Origin of the sequence: Pseudotenacibaculum haliotis, assembly GCF_042684245.1 — a bacterium.
Classification (GTDB): Bacteria; Bacteroidota; Bacteroidia; order Flavobacteriales; family Flavobacteriaceae; genus Polaribacter; species Polaribacter haliotis_A.
Genome location: NZ_JBHULH010000001.1, coordinates 569,555 through 589,565, shown reverse-complemented (window position 1 = coordinate 589,565; position 20,011 = coordinate 569,555). Strand labels below are relative to the sequence as shown.

The 20,011-nt window shown below is 35.5% G+C and carries 34 protein-coding genes; 33 read left to right on the top strand and 1 reads right to left on the bottom strand.

Going from position 1 to position 20,011, the window contains the following annotated elements:
* Nucleotides 1-61 precede the first annotated feature (61 nt).
* The gene (locus tag ACFSRZ_RS02960; RefSeq protein WP_379665025.1) at nt 62-1,660 is read right to left on the bottom strand and encodes a hypothetical protein; all 1,599 of its coding nucleotides are present in this window, start codon (nt 1,658-1,660) and stop codon (nt 62-64) included.
* 259 nt (nt 1,661-1,919) lie between these two features.
* Here ACFSRZ_RS02960 and rpsL point away from each other — a divergent pair, with 259 nt between their 5' ends.
* The 33 genes from rpsL to ACFSRZ_RS02795 all read left to right on the top strand — a co-directional run bounded on the left by rpsL (nt 1,920) and on the right by ACFSRZ_RS02795 (nt 19,953).
* Nucleotides 1,920-2,294, top strand: coding sequence for a 30S ribosomal protein S12 (gene rpsL / locus ACFSRZ_RS02955; RefSeq protein WP_369047852.1), 375 nt, complete (start codon nt 1,920-1,922; stop codon nt 2,292-2,294).
* Between the two features lie 26 nt (nt 2,295-2,320).
* The gene (rpsG, locus tag ACFSRZ_RS02950) at nt 2,321-2,797 is read left to right on the top strand and encodes a 30S ribosomal protein S7 (RefSeq protein ID WP_379665024.1); all 477 of its coding nucleotides are present in this window, start codon (nt 2,321-2,323) and stop codon (nt 2,795-2,797) included.
* Nucleotides 2,798-2,802: 5 nt separating this feature from the next.
* Entirely contained in the window at nt 2,803-4,920 is a 2,118-nt protein-coding gene (gene fusA, locus ACFSRZ_RS02945; protein WP_379665023.1) for an elongation factor G, read from the top strand.
* An 11-nt stretch (nt 4,921-4,931) separates the two neighbouring features.
* Nucleotides 4,932-5,237 (top strand): 30S ribosomal protein S10, encoded by a 306-nt coding sequence (gene rpsJ / locus ACFSRZ_RS02940; protein WP_024740605.1) that lies wholly within the window; start codon nt 4,932-4,934, stop codon nt 5,235-5,237.
* A gap of 187 nt (nt 5,238-5,424) precedes the next feature.
* Nucleotides 5,425-6,042, top strand: a complete 618-nt coding sequence (gene rplC, locus ACFSRZ_RS02935; RefSeq protein WP_379665022.1) for a 50S ribosomal protein L3 — start codon at nt 5,425-5,427, stop codon at nt 6,040-6,042.
* Nucleotides 6,042-6,671, top strand: a complete 630-nt coding sequence (gene rplD / locus ACFSRZ_RS02930; protein ID WP_379665021.1) for a 50S ribosomal protein L4 — start codon at nt 6,042-6,044, stop codon at nt 6,669-6,671. The genes rplC and rplD overlap by 1 nt, the downstream gene beginning before the upstream one ends.
* Nucleotides 6,672-6,673: 2 nt before the next feature.
* The gene (rplW, locus tag ACFSRZ_RS02925) at nt 6,674-6,964 is read left to right on the top strand and encodes a 50S ribosomal protein L23 (RefSeq protein ID WP_379665020.1); all 291 of its coding nucleotides are present in this window, start codon (nt 6,674-6,676) and stop codon (nt 6,962-6,964) included.
* Between the two features lie 11 nt (nt 6,965-6,975).
* Nucleotides 6,976-7,800 carry a 50S ribosomal protein L2 gene (rplB, locus tag ACFSRZ_RS02920; RefSeq protein ID WP_379665019.1) on the top strand — a complete coding sequence of 275 codons (825 nt, stop codon included), beginning with the start codon at nt 6,976-6,978 and terminating at the stop codon, nt 7,798-7,800.
* Between the two features lie 6 nt (nt 7,801-7,806).
* The gene (rpsS, locus tag ACFSRZ_RS02915) at nt 7,807-8,085 is read left to right on the top strand and encodes a 30S ribosomal protein S19 (RefSeq protein WP_288955405.1); all 279 of its coding nucleotides are present in this window, start codon (nt 7,807-7,809) and stop codon (nt 8,083-8,085) included.
* 10 nt (nt 8,086-8,095) lie between these two features.
* Complete coding sequence (gene rplV / locus ACFSRZ_RS02910; protein WP_349554458.1) at nt 8,096-8,500, top strand: 50S ribosomal protein L22; 405 nt, start codon at nt 8,096-8,098, stop codon at nt 8,498-8,500.
* A 12-nt stretch (nt 8,501-8,512) separates the two neighbouring features.
* Entirely contained in the window at nt 8,513-9,229 is a 717-nt protein-coding gene (rpsC, locus tag ACFSRZ_RS02905; RefSeq protein WP_379665018.1) for a 30S ribosomal protein S3, read from the top strand.
* 24 nt (nt 9,230-9,253) lie between these two features.
* On the top strand, nt 9,254-9,685 hold the full coding sequence (gene rplP, locus ACFSRZ_RS02900) for a 50S ribosomal protein L16 (protein WP_379665017.1): 432 nt from the start codon (nt 9,254-9,256) through the stop codon (nt 9,683-9,685).
* A gap of 11 nt (nt 9,686-9,696) precedes the next feature.
* The gene (gene rpmC, locus ACFSRZ_RS02895; protein WP_379665016.1) at nt 9,697-9,888 is read left to right on the top strand and encodes a 50S ribosomal protein L29; all 192 of its coding nucleotides are present in this window, start codon (nt 9,697-9,699) and stop codon (nt 9,886-9,888) included.
* A gap of 19 nt (nt 9,889-9,907) precedes the next feature.
* Entirely contained in the window at nt 9,908-10,165 is a 258-nt protein-coding gene (rpsQ, locus tag ACFSRZ_RS02890) for a 30S ribosomal protein S17 (RefSeq protein WP_349554462.1), read from the top strand.
* Nucleotide 10,166: 1 nt separating this feature from the next.
* Nucleotides 10,167-10,535, top strand: a complete 369-nt coding sequence (gene rplN / locus ACFSRZ_RS02885; protein WP_349554463.1) for a 50S ribosomal protein L14 — start codon at nt 10,167-10,169, stop codon at nt 10,533-10,535.
* 12 nt (nt 10,536-10,547) lie between these two features.
* Nucleotides 10,548-10,856 (top strand): 50S ribosomal protein L24, encoded by a 309-nt coding sequence (gene rplX / locus ACFSRZ_RS02880; protein WP_379665015.1) that lies wholly within the window; start codon nt 10,548-10,550, stop codon nt 10,854-10,856.
* A gap of 2 nt (nt 10,857-10,858) precedes the next feature.
* Entirely contained in the window at nt 10,859-11,410 is a 552-nt protein-coding gene (gene rplE / locus ACFSRZ_RS02875) for a 50S ribosomal protein L5 (RefSeq protein ID WP_379665014.1), read from the top strand.
* A 3-nt stretch (nt 11,411-11,413) separates the two neighbouring features.
* Entirely contained in the window at nt 11,414-11,683 is a 270-nt protein-coding gene (gene rpsN / locus ACFSRZ_RS02870) for a 30S ribosomal protein S14 (RefSeq protein WP_349242019.1), read from the top strand.
* 162 nt (nt 11,684-11,845) lie between these two features.
* Nucleotides 11,846-12,244, top strand: coding sequence for a 30S ribosomal protein S8 (gene rpsH, locus ACFSRZ_RS02865; RefSeq protein WP_379665013.1), 399 nt, complete (start codon nt 11,846-11,848; stop codon nt 12,242-12,244).
* A 12-nt stretch (nt 12,245-12,256) separates the two neighbouring features.
* On the top strand, nt 12,257-12,802 hold the full coding sequence (gene rplF, locus ACFSRZ_RS02860; RefSeq protein WP_379665012.1) for a 50S ribosomal protein L6: 546 nt from the start codon (nt 12,257-12,259) through the stop codon (nt 12,800-12,802).
* 11 nt (nt 12,803-12,813) lie between these two features.
* Nucleotides 12,814-13,158 carry a 50S ribosomal protein L18 gene (gene rplR / locus ACFSRZ_RS02855; protein ID WP_379665011.1) on the top strand — a complete coding sequence of 115 codons (345 nt, stop codon included), beginning with the start codon at nt 12,814-12,816 and terminating at the stop codon, nt 13,156-13,158.
* Nucleotides 13,159-13,168: 10 nt separating this feature from the next.
* Nucleotides 13,169-13,693, top strand: coding sequence for a 30S ribosomal protein S5 (gene rpsE / locus ACFSRZ_RS02850; RefSeq protein WP_379665010.1), 525 nt, complete (start codon nt 13,169-13,171; stop codon nt 13,691-13,693).
* A gap of 10 nt (nt 13,694-13,703) precedes the next feature.
* Nucleotides 13,704-13,883 carry a 50S ribosomal protein L30 gene (gene rpmD, locus ACFSRZ_RS02845; RefSeq protein WP_379665009.1) on the top strand — a complete coding sequence of 60 codons (180 nt, stop codon included), beginning with the start codon at nt 13,704-13,706 and terminating at the stop codon, nt 13,881-13,883.
* 15 nt (nt 13,884-13,898) lie between these two features.
* The gene (gene rplO, locus ACFSRZ_RS02840) at nt 13,899-14,348 is read left to right on the top strand and encodes a 50S ribosomal protein L15 (protein WP_379665008.1); all 450 of its coding nucleotides are present in this window, start codon (nt 13,899-13,901) and stop codon (nt 14,346-14,348) included.
* A 14-nt stretch (nt 14,349-14,362) separates the two neighbouring features.
* The gene (gene secY / locus ACFSRZ_RS02835) at nt 14,363-15,688 is read left to right on the top strand and encodes a preprotein translocase subunit SecY (RefSeq protein WP_379665500.1); all 1,326 of its coding nucleotides are present in this window, start codon (nt 14,363-14,365) and stop codon (nt 15,686-15,688) included.
* A 2-nt stretch (nt 15,689-15,690) separates the two neighbouring features.
* A complete protein-coding gene (gene infA / locus ACFSRZ_RS02830) occupies nt 15,691-15,906 on the top strand; it encodes a translation initiation factor IF-1 (RefSeq protein ID WP_068206835.1) in 216 nt (71 codons plus the stop codon).
* 12 nt (nt 15,907-15,918) lie between these two features.
* The gene (gene ykgO, locus ACFSRZ_RS02825) at nt 15,919-16,035 is read left to right on the top strand and encodes a type B 50S ribosomal protein L36 (RefSeq protein WP_072554239.1); all 117 of its coding nucleotides are present in this window, start codon (nt 15,919-15,921) and stop codon (nt 16,033-16,035) included.
* A complete protein-coding gene (rpsM, locus tag ACFSRZ_RS02820; protein ID WP_379665007.1) occupies nt 16,035-16,400 on the top strand; it encodes a 30S ribosomal protein S13 in 366 nt (121 codons plus the stop codon). The genes ykgO and rpsM overlap by 1 nt, the downstream gene beginning before the upstream one ends.
* Before the next feature lie 81 nt (nt 16,401-16,481).
* Complete coding sequence (gene rpsK, locus ACFSRZ_RS02815; protein ID WP_379665006.1) at nt 16,482-16,865, top strand: 30S ribosomal protein S11; 384 nt, start codon at nt 16,482-16,484, stop codon at nt 16,863-16,865.
* Nucleotides 16,866-16,943: 78 nt separating this feature from the next.
* Entirely contained in the window at nt 16,944-17,549 is a 606-nt protein-coding gene (gene rpsD / locus ACFSRZ_RS02810) for a 30S ribosomal protein S4 (protein ID WP_379665005.1), read from the top strand.
* 100 nt (nt 17,550-17,649) lie between these two features.
* On the top strand, nt 17,650-18,642 hold the full coding sequence (locus ACFSRZ_RS02805; protein WP_379665004.1) for a DNA-directed RNA polymerase subunit alpha: 993 nt from the start codon (nt 17,650-17,652) through the stop codon (nt 18,640-18,642).
* 72 nt (nt 18,643-18,714) lie between these two features.
* Entirely contained in the window at nt 18,715-19,203 is a 489-nt protein-coding gene (rplQ, locus tag ACFSRZ_RS02800; protein ID WP_379665003.1) for a 50S ribosomal protein L17, read from the top strand.
* A gap of 87 nt (nt 19,204-19,290) precedes the next feature.
* The gene (locus ACFSRZ_RS02795; RefSeq protein ID WP_379665002.1) at nt 19,291-19,953 is read left to right on the top strand and encodes a hypothetical protein; all 663 of its coding nucleotides are present in this window, start codon (nt 19,291-19,293) and stop codon (nt 19,951-19,953) included.
* Nucleotides 19,954-20,011: the final 58 nt, after the last annotated feature.

Sequence of the window (20,011 nt, the reverse complement as noted above, 5' to 3'; positions counted from 1 at the left end):
AATAGGGTATAGGAGGGGTGTTTTATGTAATAAAAAAATCAAATATTTTTAAACTCTTTCACTAAAAAAATGTGTTCCAAGAGATAATTAACTTAGAATTGTTAAAATCGAAAGCAGAACCGGATGCTTTTCCTATGGCATATCCGAGGTTGATGAAGTTGTTGTTTAATTGGAACGAATATCCTACTCCAATTCCAATGGCATTTCTAATTTTATCAGATAAAGTCTCGTTAAAAAAAACAACATCTCCAATCGTATACAAGTAAGAAGAATTGGATACTAGATACCTGTATTCTGTGTTGAAATAGGTGTATTGATCTGTAAAGATGCTCTGCTCGTTAAAACCTCTCAAGCTGTTGGCTCCTCCAATTCTAAACAGCTCATTTAGCAAGAAGTTTTTTGAGTTTAAATATCCTAGCCTGTTTTTTATATGTAGATAACTTCTCTTTGAAGTGAGGATGTTAAGCGTGGTACTCGATTCAACTTTATATTGTGTGGTAGAGGATGAGTTGTTTTCATCTCTGGATCCAAAGGAAGAGTTGATTTGAAAGGATAGTTTATTGTTGTAGAATGTATTTTGACTTCGGAGGATGAAAGAATACCCTAGTCCAACAAAATAATTTGAGAAGTCTTTTATATCAGAGTTGGCATCGTCTAATAAATAATTTGAGTTTTCTGAAGAGAAAGAAGTGGAGATATCAGACTTTGCATTAATTCTATAATTTAGTGAAAGGTTCACTTTGGTGTTTAAAAAAGTGGAATCTTGTCTGTAAATGTTGAAGCTAAAGCTAGGAGTAATGGCAGACCTAAAAATGTAAGGAATTCTTGTGCTAAGTCTAAATTCTGAATTCTCATCTTTGATCCTGTTCCAAAACAGCTTAAAACTTTCTCCGGTGTGTAATACGTTGTGTAACTTAAGATCTAGATTTCCGTTGATGAGCAGGTCGTTGCTGTTGTCTTTGGTTGCAAAATTGATAATTCCGTCAATGCTACTGATCTTTTTTTGCTTGAGAAATAAATAAAGAATAGTAGAATCTTTTTTGAACAATACTTCAGGAGGTTTGATCTCTTCTAAAAAAGATAGTGCCTTTGTTTGATTGGAGATAATTTGTAATCGTTCTTTCGAAAAAATAGTCTTTGAACTTATCTTATAGTGATTTTTAAGATAGAATTTTGGAAACTGATCATAGCCTTTAACTACAATGTTGTTTACTGTTCTGGTTTTTGAAGATTTAATACTTAAATGAAAAATAAAAGAGGACTTTACTTGCTTGGGAACTTCTAAAGTAATCTCAGCAAAAGATTTTCCTTGCTCGTCCAATTCCTTTGCAATGGTGTTAATGTAGTTTTCTACTTCACTGGGGCGTAAAGAAGTGGAGTCTCTTGACGTGAAAAGAGAGCCTCTGTATTCTTCTTTGAGCTTTTTGGAAATTACAATGACGACCTTTTCTGTTTTAGGACCTAAAGAGAACTTAGCTATAATAGTTTTCTCTTTTTGAGTAATGCTTTCTGTTATAGAGGTAAAGTAACCGTCTTTCTTTAATTGTGTGTGAACTGAATCGATCGATGCATGAACGCTCTTTAGGTTAAGGTGCTTTTTCTGATAAGAATAGCGATTTAGCAAAGAGTTTTCTACAGTATCTTTTCCTATAATTTTCAATGTAAAATCTTGGGCAAAAATTCCATGATTCAGACAAAACAGAAAAAGGAGAAATAAATATGGTGTAAATTTTTTGTTCAAAACCTATTTTAAAAAGCTTTCAAATGTAGCGTAAAATCAGAAAAAAATAACGTTTTGCCCTGTGTTACAAAAAAATAACATGCTGGTATTTGAATAGAAAGAAATTAATCGTACATTTGCGCACTCTTAAATAAAGAGTAAAATTTTTAGTACAAACGAAAAATAGTAACAATTTAGTATGCCAACTATTCAACAATTAGTTCGTAAAGGAAGAACCAAAATAACTAAGAAGAGTAAATCGGCTGCTTTGACGTCTTGTCCTCAAAGACGTGGAGTTTGTACGCGTGTATACACTACAACGCCTAAGAAACCTAACTCAGCAATGCGTAAAGTAGCAAGGGTAAGGTTGACAAACGGTAACGAGATCAACGCGTACATCCCAGGAGAAGGACATAATCTTCAGGAGCACTCGATAGTATTAGTTAGAGGTGGAAGGGTAAAAGATTTACCAGGAGTAAAGTACCACGTTGTTCGTGGAGCTTTGGATACAGCGGGAGTTGAGGGAAGAACTCAACGTAGATCAAAGTATGGAGCAAAACGCCCAAAAAAGTAATCATTTAACTTTTTTAATGTAAAGACATGAGAAAAAGAAGAGCCAAAAAAAGAGTTTTGTTACCGGATCCAAGGTTTAACGATCAGTTAGTAACTCGTTTCGTGAACAACCTAATGTGGGACGGTAAAAAATCTGTAGCGTTCAAAGTATTTTACGATGCAATGGATATCGTAGATAACAAAAAAGAAGATAGCGAGAAAACTGCGCTAGAAGTATGGAAAGATGGTTTGTCTAATGTAATGCCTCACGTAGAAGTACGTTCAAGACGTGTAGGAGGAGCAACATTCCAAATCCCAATGCAAATTAGACCAGACCGTAAGGTGTCTATGGCAATCAAATGGATGATTTCTTACGCTAGAAAGCGTAATGAAAAAACAATGGCACAAAAGTTAGCTGCTGAGATTTTAGCTGCTGCTAAAGAAGAAGGTGCTGCTGTAAAGAAAAGAGTTGATACACATAAAATGGCAGAAGCTAATAAAGCATTCTCTCACTTTAGATTTTAATAAAAATGGCTAGAGATTTAAAATATACAAGAAATATAGGTATTGCTGCTCATATTGATGCAGGTAAAACAACTACTACTGAACGTGTACTTTATTACACGGGTGTATCACACAAGATTGGTGAAGTGCATGACGGTGCTGCAACAATGGACTGGATGGAGCAAGAGCAAGAAAGAGGTATTACTATTACTTCTGCTGCAACTACTTGTGAATGGCAATTCCCAACTGAAAATGGTAAGCCAACTGCTGAAGCAAAAGGATACCACTTTAACATTATTGATACTCCGGGTCACGTAGATTTTACTGTAGAGGTAAACAGATCTTTACGTGTATTAGACGGATTAGTATTCTTATTCTCTGCTGTTGATGGGGTTGAGCCTCAATCAGAAACAAACTGGAGATTAGCTGATAACTATAAAGTGCCAAGAATTGGTTTCGTAAATAAAATGGACCGTCAAGGATCTGATTTTATGAACGTAAACAGACAGGTAAAAGAAATGTTAGGTTCTAATGCAGTGCCTATCGTTTTACCAATTGGTGAAGAAGCTGATTTTAAAGGAATTGTTGATTTAGTAAAGAACAGAGCAATTGTATGGCACGAGGAAACTCAAGGTGCAACTTTTGATGTAATCGATATTCCGGAAGAATTAAAAGCTGAAGCAGCTGAGTATAGAGCTTTATTGATTGAAGAAGTAGCAAGTTACGATGAGAACTTGTTAGAAAAATTCATGGAAGATGAAGATTCTATTACTGAAGAAGAAGTGCATGCTGCTTTAAGAGCTGCAGTAATGGATATGGCAATCATTCCAATGATCTGTGGTTCTGCATTTAAAAATAAAGGTGTTCAGTTCTTATTAGATGCTGTATGTCGTTATTTACCTTCTCCTTTAGATAAAGAAGCTATTGTAGGAACAGATCCTAATACAAACGAAGAGATTACTCGTAAGCCAGATGCTAAAGAGCCATTTGCTGCATTAGCATTTAAGATTGCTACAGATCCTTTCGTTGGACGTTTAGCATTCTTTAGATCATATTCAGGAAGATTAGATGCTGGATCTTACGTGTTAAACAACCGTTCAGGTAAGAAAGAGCGTATCTCTCGTATTTACCAAATGCACGCTAATAAGCAAAATGCAATCGATTATATCGAAGCAGGAGATATTGGTGCGGCAGTAGGATTTAAGAGTATCAAAACGGGTGATACATTATCAGATGAGAAACACCCTATTGTATTAGAATCAATGGATTTCCCAGATCCTGTAATTGGTATCGCTGTTGAACCTAAAACAAAAGCTGATGTAGATAAGTTAGGATTGGCTTTAGGTAAATTAGCTGAAGAAGATCCAACATTTACTGTAAGAACAGACGAAGCTTCAGGACAGACTATTATTTCTGGAATGGGTGAGCTTCACTTAGATATTATTGTAGACCGTTTGAAGCGTGAATTCAAGGTTGATGTAAACCAAGGACAACCTCAAGTAGAGTACAAAGAAGCTATTACAGCTGCTGCAGAACACAGAGAAGTTTATAAGAAACAATCTGGTGGACGTGGTAAATTCGCAGACATTGTGTTTACAATGGAGCCTGCAGAAGAAGGTGCTCAAGGATTACAATTTGAATCAATCATTAAAGGTGGTAACGTACCAAAAGAATTTGTTCCATCTGTAGAGAAAGGATTCCAAGAAGCAATGAAAAATGGTCCTTTAGCTGGATATGAAATGGATTCAATGAAGGTAACTTTAAAAGATGGATCTTTCCACCCTGTGGATTCTGATCAATTATCTTTTGAGTTAGCTGCGAAATTAGGTTATAAAGCTGCTGCAAAAGCTGCAAGAGCAGTAATTATGGAGCCTATTATGAAATTAGAAGTATTGACTCCAGAAGAAAACATGGGTGATATTGTAGGTGACTTAAACAGAAGAAGAGGTCAAGTATCTGATATGTCAGATAGAGCTGGTTCTAAAGTTGTAAAAGCTACTGTACCATTATCAGAAATGTTTGGTTATGTAACTGCATTAAGAACAATGTCTTCTGGTAGAGCAACTTCTACAATGGAATTCTCTCACTATGCAGAGACTCCATCAAATATTTCAGAAGAAGTAATCGCTAACGCTAAAGGTTAATTCAACAAAAGATGAGTCAAAAAATTAGAATAAAATTAAAATCTTACGATTACAACTTAGTTGATAAATCTGCTGAGAAAATCGTTAAGACTGTAAAGAGTACTGGAGCTGTTGTAAACGGTCCAATTCCTTTACCAACAAATAAAAAGATCTTTACGGTTTTACGTTCACCTCACGTGAATAAAAAATCGAGAGAGCAATTTCAATTATCTGCTTACAAGCGTTTATTAGATATCTATAGTTCTTCATCTAAGACTATTGATGCTTTAATGAAGCTTGAGTTACCAAGCGGAGTTGAGGTTGAGATCAAAGTATAAGTAAACAAACTTCAAGTTGCTCAGTGATCTTATGATTGCTGAGCAAATTTGAGGTAACATGTCCGGAGGGTTTCGCGAAGGAAAGACGGTAAAAATACATTCAGGGTTAGAAAGTATTTTGACCCTGTTTTTTTGAAACAGATCCAAAGGAAAAATAAATAAGTAAACAATTAATAATTAATTAAACATGTCTGGGTTAATAGGAAGAAAAATCGGAATGACCAGCTTATTTGATGAAAATGGAAAGAACATTCCATGTACAGTAATCGAAGCAGGTCCATGCGTTGTAACCCAAGTCAGAACCGAAGAGGTTGACGGATACAATGCGTTACAACTTGGTTTCGATGACAAAAAAGCAAAGAGTTCTAACAAAGCGTTAGACGGCCACTTTAAGAAAGCTGGTACAACTGCTAAAAGAAAAGTCGTTGAGTTCCAAGGATTTGAAGAAGAGTACAAATTAGGAGACTCAATTACAGTAGAACACTTCGAAGAAGGAGAGTTCGTTGATGTATCGGGTATTTCTAAAGGAAAAGGATTCCAAGGAGTTGTAAAACGCCACGGTTTTGCCGGAGTTGGACAAGCTACTCACGGTCAACATAACCGTTTAAGAGCTCCTGGTTCTATTGGTGCCGCTTCTTACCCTGCAAGAGTATTCAAAGGAATGCGAATGGCAGGAAGAATGGGTGGTGAAAAAGTGAAGGTTCAAAACTTAAGAGTATTAAAAGTAGTTCCAGAAAAGAACTTACTTGTTGTAAAAGGAGCAGTTCCTGGTCACAAAAACTCTTACATAACTATTCAGAAATAATGAAAGTAGCAGTTTTAGACATTAATGGAAAAGATACTGGTAGAAAAGTTGAACTTTCTGCTGAAGTATTCGGAATAGAGCCTAATGATCACGCTATCTATTTAGACGTAAAACAGTACTTGGCTAATCAAAGACAAGGAACTCACAAGTCTAAAGAAAGAGGTGAGATTACTGGTAGTACAAGAAAGATCAAAAAACAAAAAGGAACTGGTACTGCTCGTGCGGGAAGCATCAAGTCTCCTGTGTTTAGAGGTGGAGGACGTATTTTCGGACCAAGACCAAGAAATTATTCTTTCAAGTTGAACAAAAACTTAAAGCGTTTAGCTCGTAAATCAGCTTTAAGTATTCAAGCAAAAGACAACAATTTAGTAATCGTAGAAGACTTTAGTTTCGATGCGCCGAAGACAAAAAGCTTTGTTAACGTATTGAAAGCTTTAGACTTAGATTCTAAAAAGTCATTGTTTGTGTTGGGTGAGTCAAATAATAACGTATATTTGTCGTCGCGCAATTTAGAAAGCTCTAAAGTTGTAAATAGCTCAGAATTAAGTACTTACGGTATTTTAAATGCAAATAAAGTTGTGATTACTGAGAGCTCTTTAGAAGGAATTAAGAACAATTTAAGCAAATAGGGATGAGTATTTTAATTAAACCTATTATTACGGAAAAAGCTACAAATGATAGTGAGTTATTTAACCGCTATGCATTTGTTGTAGATAAAAGAGCTAACAAAATTGATATTAAGGATGCTGTAGAATCAGCTTACGGAGTATCAATCGAGAGCGTAAAAACTATGAACTACCCAGTTTCTAGAAATACCAAATACACTAAAAAAGGTTTGGTAACTGGAACTAAGAGTGGTTATAAGAAAGCTATCGTACAGTTAGCAGAAGGAGAAAGTATTGATTTTTATAACAATCTTTAAGAAAAGACGAAATGTCAGTTAGAAAATTAAAACCAATAACACCAGGTCAGCGTTTTAGAGTTGTAAATGGGTTCGACACCATTACAACTGACAAGCCGGAGAAAAGTTTATTAGCTCCGAAAAAAAGATCTGGAGGTCGAAACAATCAGGGAAGAATGACTACCCGTAACATCGGTGGAGGTCATAAACAAAAATACCGTATTATCGATTTTAAAAGAGATAAGACCGGTGTTCCTGCAACAGTAAAAACTATTGAGTACGATCCAAACCGTACAGCATTTATTGCATTGGTAGTTTACACTGATGGTGAAAAGCGTTATGTGATTGCACAAAACGGATTAAAAGTAGGTCAGACAATCGTATCAGGAACTGGAGTTGCTCCAGAGATCGGAAATACGATGCCTTTAAGTGAAATTCCTTTAGGAACTACAATTTCTTGTATTGAGTTACGTCCGGGGCAAGGAGCTGTTATGGCTCGTTCAGCTGGATCATTTGCTCAATTAATGGCAAGAGATGGTAAATATGCAACTGTAAAGTTACCTTCTGGCGAAACAAGATTGATCTTGTTGACTTGTATGGCAACAATTGGGGTTGTATCTAACTCAGATCACCAATTACTTGTTTCAGGTAAAGCTGGTAGAAGCAGATGGTTAGGTAGAAGACCAAGAACAAATGCAGTTAGAATGAACCCAGTTGATCACCCAATGGGAGGTGGTGAAGGACGTTCTTCAGGAGGTCACCCAAGATCTAGAAACGGTATCCCTGCAAAAGGATATAAGACAAGATCTAAGACCAAAGCGAGTAATAAATATATTATAGAACGTAGAAAGAAATAATAAGTCATGGCAAGATCATTAAAAAAGGGACCATACGTTCACTATAAGTTAGAAAGAAAAGTTTTGGCTAACGTAGAGTCAGGAAACAAATCAGTAATCAAAACTTGGTCAAGAGCAAGTATGATTACTCCAGATTTCGTTGGACAAACAATCGCAGTACATAACGGACGTCAATTCGTACCTGTTTATGTAACTGAGAATATGGTAGGTCATAAGTTAGGCGAATTTTCACCAACTCGTTCATTTAGAGGACATGCTGGTGCAAAAAACAAAGGAAAAAAATAAGTAGGATATTATGGGAAGTCGTAAACACAACATGGCACAACAGTTAAAAGAAGCTAAGAAGCAAAGAGCATTTGCAAAGCTTACTAACTGTCCTACGTCACCGAGAAAAATGCGTTTGGTAGCAGATCAGGTTAGAGGAGTAGAGGTTGAAAAAGCTTTACAAATCTTAAAGTTCAGTCCAAAAGAAGCATCAAGAAACTTAGAGAAATTGTTATTGTCTGCAATTGCAAACTGGCAAGCTAAGAATGAGGATGCTAGTATCGAAGATGCTGGATTGTTCGTAAAATCTATCTGTGTAGATAGCGCAGGAATGTTAAAAAGATTAAGACCAGCTCCACAAGGACGTGCTCACAGAATTCGTAAGAGATCTAATCACGTTACTTTAGAGTTAGGTGCAAAAAATATCAGTAATTAATCACTAGTAGAAATGGGACAAAAAACTAATCCAATAGGAAATCGTTTAGGAATTATCAGAGGATGGGAATCTAACTGGTATGGAGGAAAGAACTACGGTGATAAAATCGCTGAAGATGATAAGATAAGAAAGTATGTAAATGCTAGATTATCTAAAGCAAGTGTATCTCGTGTAATCATTGAGCGTACTTTAAAACTTGTAACCGTTACTATCACTACTGCACGTCCGGGTATCATCATTGGTAAAGGAGGTCAAGAGGTAGACAAGTTAAAAGAAGAGCTTAAGAAGATCACAGGGAAAGAAGTTCAAATCAATATTTTCGAAATCAAGCGTCCAGAACTAGATGCCAAGTTGGTTGCTGCGAGTATTGCTCGTCAAATCGAAAATAGAATTTCTTACAAGAGAGCAATTAAGATGGCAATTGCTGCTTCTATAAGAATGAATGCAGAAGGAATTAAAGTACAGATTTCTGGTCGTTTGAACGGAGCTGAAATGGCGCGTTCAGAGCACTATAAAGAAGGACGTATTCCTTTATCTACTTTTAGAGCAGATATTGACTATGCACTTGTTGAGGCTCATACAACATACGGAAGAATCGGTGTGAAAGTATGGATCATGAAAGGTGAGGTTTATGGGAAAAGAGAATTATCTCCATTAGTTGGCTTGTCTAAGAAACAAGGTGGAAACAAAGGAGGTAACAACAAACGTCAACCTCGTAGAAGAAAATAATTTTTAAAAATTAGAAATTAAAAGATGTTACAGCCAAAAAGAGTAAAATACCGTAAGGTACAGAAGGCGAAAGGAAATATGAAAGGTATTTCTGGAAGAGGAAACCAACTTTCTAATGGAATGTTCGGAATCAAATCTCTAGATCAAAACCTATTAACTTCTCGTCAGATTGAAGCAGCTCGTATCGCGGCAACTCGTTATATGAAAAGAGAGGGGCAACTTTGGATCAAAATTTTCCCAGACAAACCAATTACTAAGAAACCTTTAGAGGTACGTATGGGTAAAGGAAAAGGAGCACCAGATCATTTTGTAGCTGTTGTAAAACCAGGTAGAATTTTGTTTGAAGTTGGTGGAGTACCAATGGAAGTAGCAAAAGAGGCTTTACGTTTAGCTGCACAAAAACTTCCGGTAAAAACGAAGTTTGTGATTGCAAGAGATTTTGATTATAACGCTTAATTCTAAAAGATATGAAACAATCAGAAATTAAAGAATTATCAACGGCTGATTTACAAGATAAGCTTGGAGCGTTGCAAAAAAATTATACTGATCTTAAGATGGCTCACGCCATAACTCCATTGGAAAACCCTTTGCAGTTAAGAAGCTTAAGAAGAACTGTAGCAAGACTTGCAACAGAATTAACCAAAAGAGAATTACAATAATTCTAAGTCAGTTTTAAAGATGGAAAATAGAAATCTTAGAAAAGAAAGAATAGGTGTTGTTTCTAGCAACAAAATGGAGAAATCTATTGTTGTTTCAGAGGTAAAGAGAGTAAAACACCCAATGTACGGAAAGTTCGTATTGAAGACGAAAAAGTACGTTGCTCATGACGAAAAGAATGATTGCAACGAAGGAGATACTGTTAGGATCATGGAAACAAGACCTATGAGTAAATCTAAGCGTTGGAGATTAGTAGAAATCCTAGAAAGAGCTAAATAATATGTTACAGACAGAATCAAGATTAAAAGTAGCAGACAACACTGGAGCAAAAGAAGTTTTAGTGATTAGAGTTTTAGGTGGAACTAAAAAACGTTATGCTAGCGTAGGAGACAAGATTGTAGTTACAGTAAAAGCTGCAACTCCAAACGGAACCGTAAAGAAAGGTCAAGTATCTAGAGCCGTAGTTGTTCGTACAAAGAAAGAAGTACGTCGTAAAGACGGATCATATATCAGATTTGATGACAATGCATGTGTGCTTTTAAACCCTGCAGAGGAAATGAGAGGAACTCGTGTATTTGGTCCTGTTGCTCGTGAATTACGTGAGAAGCAATTTATGAAAATAGTATCATTAGCACCTGAAGTGCTTTAAAAAGTATAGATGATGACAAAGTTTAAAATCAAAGTTGGAGATACTGTTAAAGTAATCGCAGGAGATAACAAAGGATCTGAAGGAAAGGTTTTACAAATCCTTAGAGATAGAAACAGAGCAGTTGTAGAAGGTGTAAACTTAGTTTCTAAGCACACAAAACCAAACGCTCAGAATCCTCAAGGAGGAATTGTAAAGAAAGAAGCTTCTATCCATATTTCAAACTTAGGTTTGGTAGAGAACGGAGAAGCTGTAAGAGTAGGATATAAGGTTGAAGGAGATACGAAAACTCGTATTTCTAAAAAAACTAAAAACGCGATATAATCATGAGTTACGTACCAAGATTAAAAGCAGAATATAAGGAAAGAGTTGTAAAAGCTCTTACCGATGAGTATAGCTATAGCAATGTAATGCAAGTGCCTAAACTACAGAAAATTGTAGTAAGTAAAGGTGTTGGTGCTGCTATCGCTGATAAGAAATTAATTGATTACGCTATTGAAGAGTTGACTACTATTACAGGTCAAAAAGCTATAGCTACAATTTCTAAGAAAGACGTTGCATCTTTCAAATTACGTAAAGGAATGCCAATTGGAGCAAAAGTTACGTTAAGAGGAGATAAAATGTATGAGTTCTTAGATCGTTTGATTACAGCTTCTTTACCACGTGTAAGAGACTTTAACGGAATCAAAGCTAATGGATTTGATGGTAGAGGTAATTACAATTTAGGAATTACTGAACAAATTATCTATCCAGAGATCAATATTGACCAAGTGAAGAAAATCAATGGTATGGATATTACATTTGTAACATCTGCTGCTACTGATAAAGAAGCAAAGTCATTATTAGAAGAATTAGGTTTACCATTCAAAAAAAATTAAGAGATGGCTAAAGAATCAATGAAAGCCCGTGAGGTAAAAAGAGCTAAAATGGTAGCTAAGTATGCCGAAAAGAGAAAAGCTTTAAAAGAAGCTGGAGACTATGAAGGTTTACAAAAATTACCAAAGAACGCTTCTCCAATTAGAATGCACAATAGATGTAAGCTAACAGGAAGACCAAAAGGGTATATGCGTCAATTTGGAATTTCTCGTGTGACTTTCCGTGAGATGGCAAATCAAGGATTGATACCAGGTGTGAAAAAAGCAAGTTGGTAGAAATCAGAATAAAACCTCAAAAATAAAAATAGAATGTGTATTTTTGCACGCTCTATTTTTTTGAGTATAACAGAATATTAATTGGTTTCAGGTTTAATAATCACAGAAAAATCTGTAGGAACAATAGAGATTATTAAAAACCAAAACCGCAAATTTTGAATAATGTATACAGATCCAATCGCGGATTTTCTAACAAGAGTTAGAAATTCGATCTCTGCAGGACACAGAGTCGTTGAGATTCCAGCTTCAAATTTGAAGAAGGAAATGACGAAAATTTTGTTTGATCAAGGGTATATTTTAAGCTATCAGTTCAATGATAACAACGTACAAGGTACGATCAAGATCGCTTTAAAATATGACCGAGACACAAAAGAGTCCGTAATTAGAAAGATTCAAAGAATCAGTACACCAGGTTTACGTAAGTACGTTAGCGCAAAAGAAATGCCTAGAGTATTAAACGGACTTGGAATTGCTATTGTTTCAACTTCTAAAGGTGTGATGACTAACAAGAAGGCACGCCAAGAGAATGTTGGAGGAGAAGTATTGTGTTACGTTTACTAAAATGTTGTTGAGATGAGTAGAATAGGAAATAACCCAATTAGCATCCCACAAGGTGTGGAAGTTAATGTAAACGATAACGTAATAACTGTAAAAGGAAAATTAGGAGAATTATCTCAAGAATTTTCAGATGCAGTTTCATTGAAGATCGAAGACGGTACTATTACCGTAGAAAGAGCTTCTGATAGTAAGCCACACAGAGCACAACACGGGTTGTACAGATCATTGATCAACAACATGGTGGAAGGTGTGAGCAAAGGATACACCAAAGAATTAGAATTGGTGGGTGTAGGTTACAGAGCTTCTAATCAAGGTCAAAAACTTGATTTGGCTTTAGGTTTTTCACATAACATCGTTATCGAGTTAGCACCAGAAGTTAAAGTAGAAACAATTTCTGAAAAAGGGAAAAACCCAATCGTAAAACTTACTTCTCATGATAAGCAGTTGGTAGGACAAGTAGCGGCTAAGATTCGTTCGTTCCGTAAGCCAGAGCCTTACAAAGGAAAAGGAGTGAAGTTTGTAGGAGAACAAATTAGAAGAAAAGCAGGTAAATCTGCATAATTTATAGAGTTATGGCATTATCAAAGCTTGAAAGAAGACAAAGAATTAAGCATAGAATCAGAAAAATCATTTCTGGAACAGCTACTAAACCAAGATTATCTGTGTTTAGAAGTAACAAAGAAATTTATGCTCAATTAGTAGACGATGTAAACGGAGTAACAATTGCTGCTGTTTCATCAAGAGATATTAAAGCAAGTACAAAACAAGAAGCTGCTGCTGCTGTTGGAAAAGCAATCGCTGAAAAAGGAGCGAGTGCTGGAGTAGAAACTGTTGCTTTCGATAGAAACGGTTACTTATACCACGGTAGAGTTAAAACTTTAGCAGATGCTGCTAGAGAAGCTGGTTTAAAATTTTAAGAAGTCTATTATGTATCACAAATATAAAAACGTAGAAAGAGTTAAACCAAGCGGATTAGAGCTTGTTGATAGACTTGTAGGTGTACAACGTGTTACCAAAGTAACTAAAGGAGGTAGAGCATTTGGTTTCTCTGCTATTGTTGTTGTTGGAGATGGTAACGGAGTAGTTGGTCACGGATTAGGAAAGTCAAAAGATGTTTCTTCTGCAATTGCAAAAGCAGTAGAAGATGCAAAGAAGAACTTGGTAAGAATTCCAATCTTAAACGGAACATTACCTCACGAACAAAAAGGAAAATTTGGTGGAGCTAGAGTATTTATCAAGCCTGCATCAAATGGTACCGGGGTAATTGCCGGTGGAGCTGTACGTGCGGTATTAGAGTCTGTAGGAATTCACGATGTATTATCTAAATCTCAAGGATCCTCAAACCCTCACAATGTAGTAAAAGCAACTTTCGATGCTTTATTACAATTGAGAAGTGCTGCTACTATTGCTAAGCAAAGAGGAATTTCTTTAGAGAAAGTATTTAACGGATAAATCTAAGACGATGGCAAAAATTAGAGTTACACAAGTAAAGAGTAAAATCGGACGCCTTCAAAATCAGAAAAGAACTTTAGAGGCATTAGGTTTACGTAAGATGAACCAAGTAGTGGAGCACGAAGCTACTCCGCAGATTCTTGGTATGGTAAATAAGGTTAAACATTTAATTTCTGTAGAAGAAATTTAATACAAGATATTAGAAATGAGTTTACATAACTTAAAACCAGCAGAAGGATCTGTAAAAGCAGGTAAAAGAATCGCAAGAGGTGAAGGTTCTGGTAAAGGTGGTACCGCTACCAGAGGTCACAAAGGTGCTAAATCTCGTTCAGGTTATTCAAGAAAGGTTGGATTTGAAGGAGGGCAAATGCCACTTCAAAGAAGAGTGCCTAAGTTTGGTTTCAAAAACGTAAATCGTAAAGAGTACGTTGGAATCAACTTAGATAGATTACAAACTTTAGTAGATAACGGAAAGATTAAAGATACAGTTGATTTAGACGTTTTAATAGCAAATAGATTGGCAGGGAAGAATGACCTAGTGAAAATTTTAGGTCGCGGTGAGTTAAAAGCAAAATTAAACATAACTGTACATAAATTTACTGCTACAGCGAAAGCAGCGATTGAAGCTGCTGGAGGTGAAGCCGTTACCTTATAAGATCCCTATAAATGATGAACTTTATAAATACGTTAAAAGATATCTGGAAAATTGAAGAATTAAAGAATAAAATTCTTCTAACCCTTGGTTTAATTGCTGTATATCGTTTCATGGCAGGTGTACCATTACCTGGTATAGATCCATTACAATTAGCAGCATTAAAAGAAGGTACCTCTGGAGGTCTTTTGGGATTATTAAACGCATTTACGGGAGGAGCATTTTCTAGAGCATCAATTATGGCACTAGGAATTATGCCTTACATTTCTGCATCGATTGTAGTTCAGTTAATGGGAATTGCGGTTCCATATTTACAAAAACTACAAAAAGATGGAGAGAGTGGTAGAAAGAAGATTACACAAATCACAAGATGGTTAACGATCTTAATTACAATGGTACAAGGACCTACTTATATCACAGCAATTAAGACTCAGTTTGGTTTACCAGAAGAAGCATTCCTAGTAGGAGGTGCTACATTCTGGATTTCATCAATGATCTTGTTAACTGCAGGAACAATTTTTGCAATGTGGTTGGGTGAGCGTATCACCGACAAAGGAGTTGGTAATGGAATCTCATTATTAATTACCGTTGGTATCATTGCTAATTTCCCAGCAGCTTTCTTGCAAGAATTTGTTGCTAAAACAACCAATGCAGGAGCAGGAGGAATCATGATGATCCTTATTGAAATTATTGTTTGGTTTGTAGTGATTTTATTGAGTGTATATCTGGTTACTGCGGTTCGAAAAATTGCCGTTCAATACGCAAGGAGAACTGTAGCAGGAAACATTCAAAATGTAGCTGGATCAAGAGAATATATTCCATTAAAATTAAATGCTGCCGGTGTGATGCCGATCATCTTTGCACAAGCAATTATGTTCTTACCGGCGTATATTGGAAGAAAGTATCCAGCATTAGCTGAATTACAAGACATCAACGGACTTTGGTACAATGTACTGTTCGCTGTGTTAATTATCATATTCAGCTTTTTCTACACCGCTATTACTATTCCTACCAATAAAATGGCAGAGGATTTAAAAAGAAGTGGTGGATTTATTCCAGGAATCAGACCAGGAAAAGATACAGCAGATCGTTTAGATTCTGTACTATCTAGAATTACATTTCCAGGATCTTTATTCTTGGCGGGATTGTCAATACTTCCTGCAATCGTTGTTCAGTTTGGAGTACAACAAAGCTGGGCATTGTTCTACGGAGGTACGTCATTAATTATTATGGTAGGAGTTGCAATCGATACCATTCAACAAGTCAATTCGTATTTGTTAAACCGTCACTACGATAGTTTAATGAAAACGGGAACTAGTAATAGAAAATCATCATCAAAGTAATCATGGCGAAACAACCAGCAATTCAACAAGACGGAACAATTACAGAAGCATTATCAAATGCGATGTTTCGTGTAGAATTAGAAAATGGACATATTGTAACGGCTCATATTTCAGGTAAGATGCGTATGCACTATATCAAATTATTACCAGGAGATAAGGTAAAGTTAGAAATGAGTCCTTACGATTTAACAAAAGCTAGAATTACTTACAGATATTAAAAATTAGAACTGATGAAAGTAAGAGCATCAATTAAGAAAAGAAGTGCCGACTGCAAAATTGTACGCAGAAAAGGTAGATTATATGTAATTAACAAACAGAATCCTAGATTTAAACAAAGACAAGGGTAATGGCAAGAATAGCAGGTATAGATATTCCAAAGAACAAAAGAGGAGTTATTGCTTTAACTTACATCTTTGGTATAGGAAAAAGTAGAGCTAAAGAAGTTTTAGCTAATGCAAAAGTAGACGAGAGCATCAAAGTTAAAGATTGGACTGACGCTCAAATCGCTGCAATTAGAGAGCAAGTAGGAACTTACACTATCGAAGGTGAATTACGTTCTGAAGTTCAATTAAACATCAAACGTTTGATGGATATTGGATGTCAGAGAGGAATTCGTCATAGAATTGGTCTTCCTTTAAGAGGTCAAAGAACTAAGAACAATTCTAGAACAAGAAAAGGTAAGAGAAAAACAGTAGCTAACAAGAAAAAATAAGTTACAAATAGCTTTATGCTTCTAGTGTGCCGTGTTTTTCAACACAATTTACTAGTCAGCTATTGCTAAAACCAAATTATTATGGCAAAATCAAGTTCAAAAAAACGTAAAGTTATCGTTGAGTCTATTGGAGAAGCACATGTAACAGCTTCTTTCAATAACATCATTATTTCTTTAACAAATAAGAAAGGTGATGTAATCTCATGGTCATCAGCAGGAAAAATGGGCTTTAGAGGTTCTAAAAAGAACACTCCTTATGCAGCTCAATTAGCAGCAGAAGACTGTGCAAAAGTTGCTCACGAAGCAGGTTTACGTAAAGTAAAAGTATATGTGAAAGGACCTGGAAATGGTAGAGAATCTGCTATCAGATCTATTCACAATAACGGAATTGAAGTTACAGAGATCATCGACGTAACTCCAATCCCACACAACGGTTGTCGTCCACCTAAAAGAAGACGTGTATAATTAAATTTTAATCGATAGGAATCAGATTATCGAAGGATATAAGCCTGAATTCATAATCCCTATCATAACAAACAAGAAATGGCAAGATATACAGGACCAAAAACTAAGATTGCTCGTAAATTTGGCGAGGCAATTTTTGGAGAAGACAAGAACTTCGAAAAAAGAAACTACCCTCCGGGACAACACGGTAACGGAAAGAGAAGAGGTAAGAAATCTGAATACGCTGTCCAATTAATGGAAAAGCAAAAAGCAAAATACACTTACGGTATTTTAGAGCGTCAGTTCAGTAACTTATTTAAAAAAGCTTCTCGTTCTAAAGGAATTACCGGTGAGGTATTATTACAATTATGTGAGTCTCGTTTAGATAACGTTGTATACCGTTTAGGTATTGCAAACTCTAGAAGAGGTGCACGTCAATTAGTTTCTCACAGACACATCACAGTGAATGGAGAGATCGTAAACATTCCTTCATACTCATTAAGAGAAGGTGATGTTGTTGCCGTAAGAGAAAAATCAAAATCATTACAAGCTATTGAAAATTCATTAGCGTCTAACAGTTCAGTTTACGAATGGTTGACTTGGAACTCTGATAAGAAAGAAGGAACTTTTGTAAAAGTACCAGCAAGATTACAGATTCCAGAAAACATCAAAGAGCAATTAATCGTAGAATTGTACTCTAAGTAATAAATTAATCACATTGGGATTTGGCCAAAGGGTTTATTCGTATTTCTTCACACTTATAAACCGCGCAACCAAATAACAATTAAAACGAAGAACATAAAATATGGCAATTTTAAATTTTCAAAAGCCCGACAAAGTAATCATGATCGAATCTACAGATTTTTCTGGAAGATTTGAGTTTAGACCTTTAGAACCAGGATTTGGTTTAACAGTAGGAAATGCTTTAAGAAGAGTATTACTTTCTTCTTTAGAAGGTTTCGCGATTACTTCCTTGAGAATTGATGGAGTAGAACACGAATTTTCTACGATCAAAGGAATCGTAGAAGACGTAACTGAAATCATCTTAAACTTAAAACAAGTTCGTTTTAAGAAGCAGATCGAAGAATCTGACAGAGAAACTGTATCTATTGCAATTTCTGGTCAGGAGCAATTAACTGCTGGTGATTTACAGAAGTTCATTTCAGGATTCCAAGTATTAAATCCAGAATTAGTAATCTGTAACATGGATAGCTCTGTAAAATTAAATATGGAGTTAACTATTGAAAAAGGTAGAGGTTTCGTTCCAGCTGAAGAGAACAAAAAAGCAGGAGCTCCAATCGGAACTATCTTTACAGATTCTATTTATACACCAATTAAGAATGTAAAGTATGCAATCGAAAACTTCCGTGTAGAGCAAAAGACTGACTACGAGAAGTTGGTTTTCGATATCGATACTGATGGTTCTATCAATCCAAAAGATGCGTTAACAGAAGCAGCTAAAATCTTAATTCACCACTTCATGTTATTCTCTGATGAGAGAATTACTTTAGAGGCTGATGAGATCGCTCAAACTGAAACGTATGATGAAGAATCATTACACATGCGTCAATTGTTAAAAACAAGATTGATTGATATGGATCTTTCTGTAAGAGCACTTAACTGTTTAAAAGCAGCAGAAGTGGATACTTTAGGAGACTTAGTATCATTCAATAAAAGTGACTTAATGAAGTTCAGAAACTTCGGTAAGAAATCTTTAACTGAGCTAGAAGAACTAGTAAACGTAAAAGGATTGAATTTCGGAATGGACTTAAGCAAATATAAATTAGATAGAGATTAATTAGATTAACCCTTCCATATTTTGCTCTCCTTAAAAGGATAGAAGCAAGATGGGAGCTAAAAAACATCGGTCATGAGACACGGAAAAAAGTTTAATCATTTAGGAAGAAAAACAGCGCACAGAAAAGCGATGTTAGCAAATATGGCTTGTTCTTTAATCGAGCACAAGCGTATTAATACAACTGAAGCAAAAGCAAAAGCATTGCGTAAGTTTGTAGAGCCTTTGATTACAAAATCAAAAGAAGATACTACACACAACAGAAGAGTTGTATTTAGCTATCTAAGAAACAAATATGCTGTTACAGAATTATTCAAAGAGATCTCTGTAAAAGTTGGTGACAGACCAGGAGGATACGTTCGTATCATCAAATTAGGAAATCGTTTAGGAGATAACGCTCCAATGGCGATGATTGAATTGGTAGATTACAACGAGCTATACAGTCCAAAAGGTCAGAAAGCTAAAAAATCTACTCGTAGAAGTAGAAGAAAGAAAACTGAGGCTGCTGCTGAGCAAGCAACTGAAACAGTTGAGACACCAACAGAAGAAAAATCTGAAGAATAGAATGGTTACATTCAAACATATAAAAAGGGATAAACAAAACGTTTATCCCTTTTTTTTATATTTACTCATATACTCAAATAAATTTATATGAAAACTTTTGTAACCTTTTTACTCCTTTTCTTCTTCTATGCAAACGCATTAGGACAAAACTTACCTATAGAGAACGTCTTATCCGATAATGGATACATTAATGGAAACAATGTTAGTGTTAACACAAGTAAAAGCAAGATCATAGGTTCTACTTTTTTGACGCAAAACAAACTCAAACCCATCGTTATTCAAACTGTTGATGGAAAAGCAGGAGCTTACGACAAAGCTACGTTTGATGTAAGAACCGGTAAATTCGTCTTGTCAAAAGACGGAACTTTATATGCTGTTGAAGACGGATTAATCTCTAAGATCGAATTTTTAGGATACACCTTTAAAAAAGTAAACGGGGTATTTTATGCAATGATCTCTGAAGGAGATGTATCATTTATCAAGAAATATCAATTGGATATCATTCCCGGATCTATAGACCCGATGTCCAAAGAAAAAATATCTCCGGATAGATACCAGATCAAAGAAATCTATTTCCTGCTTACAAAGGACGAAGCCCCTAAAGAGGTTAAATTAAAGAAGAAAAGCATTTTAAAGAAGCTTACAAAAGACCAAGAAAATAAGGCTAAGAAGATAGCAAAGAAAGAAAAGCTATCATTTAAAAAAGAGAAAGACTTGAAGAGAATATTCAACAATATTAACCAACAATAGTTAAAAACTTTTAAAAGCAAACAAACACAGAAGTTTACGAATCGTTATTTTTGCAAAA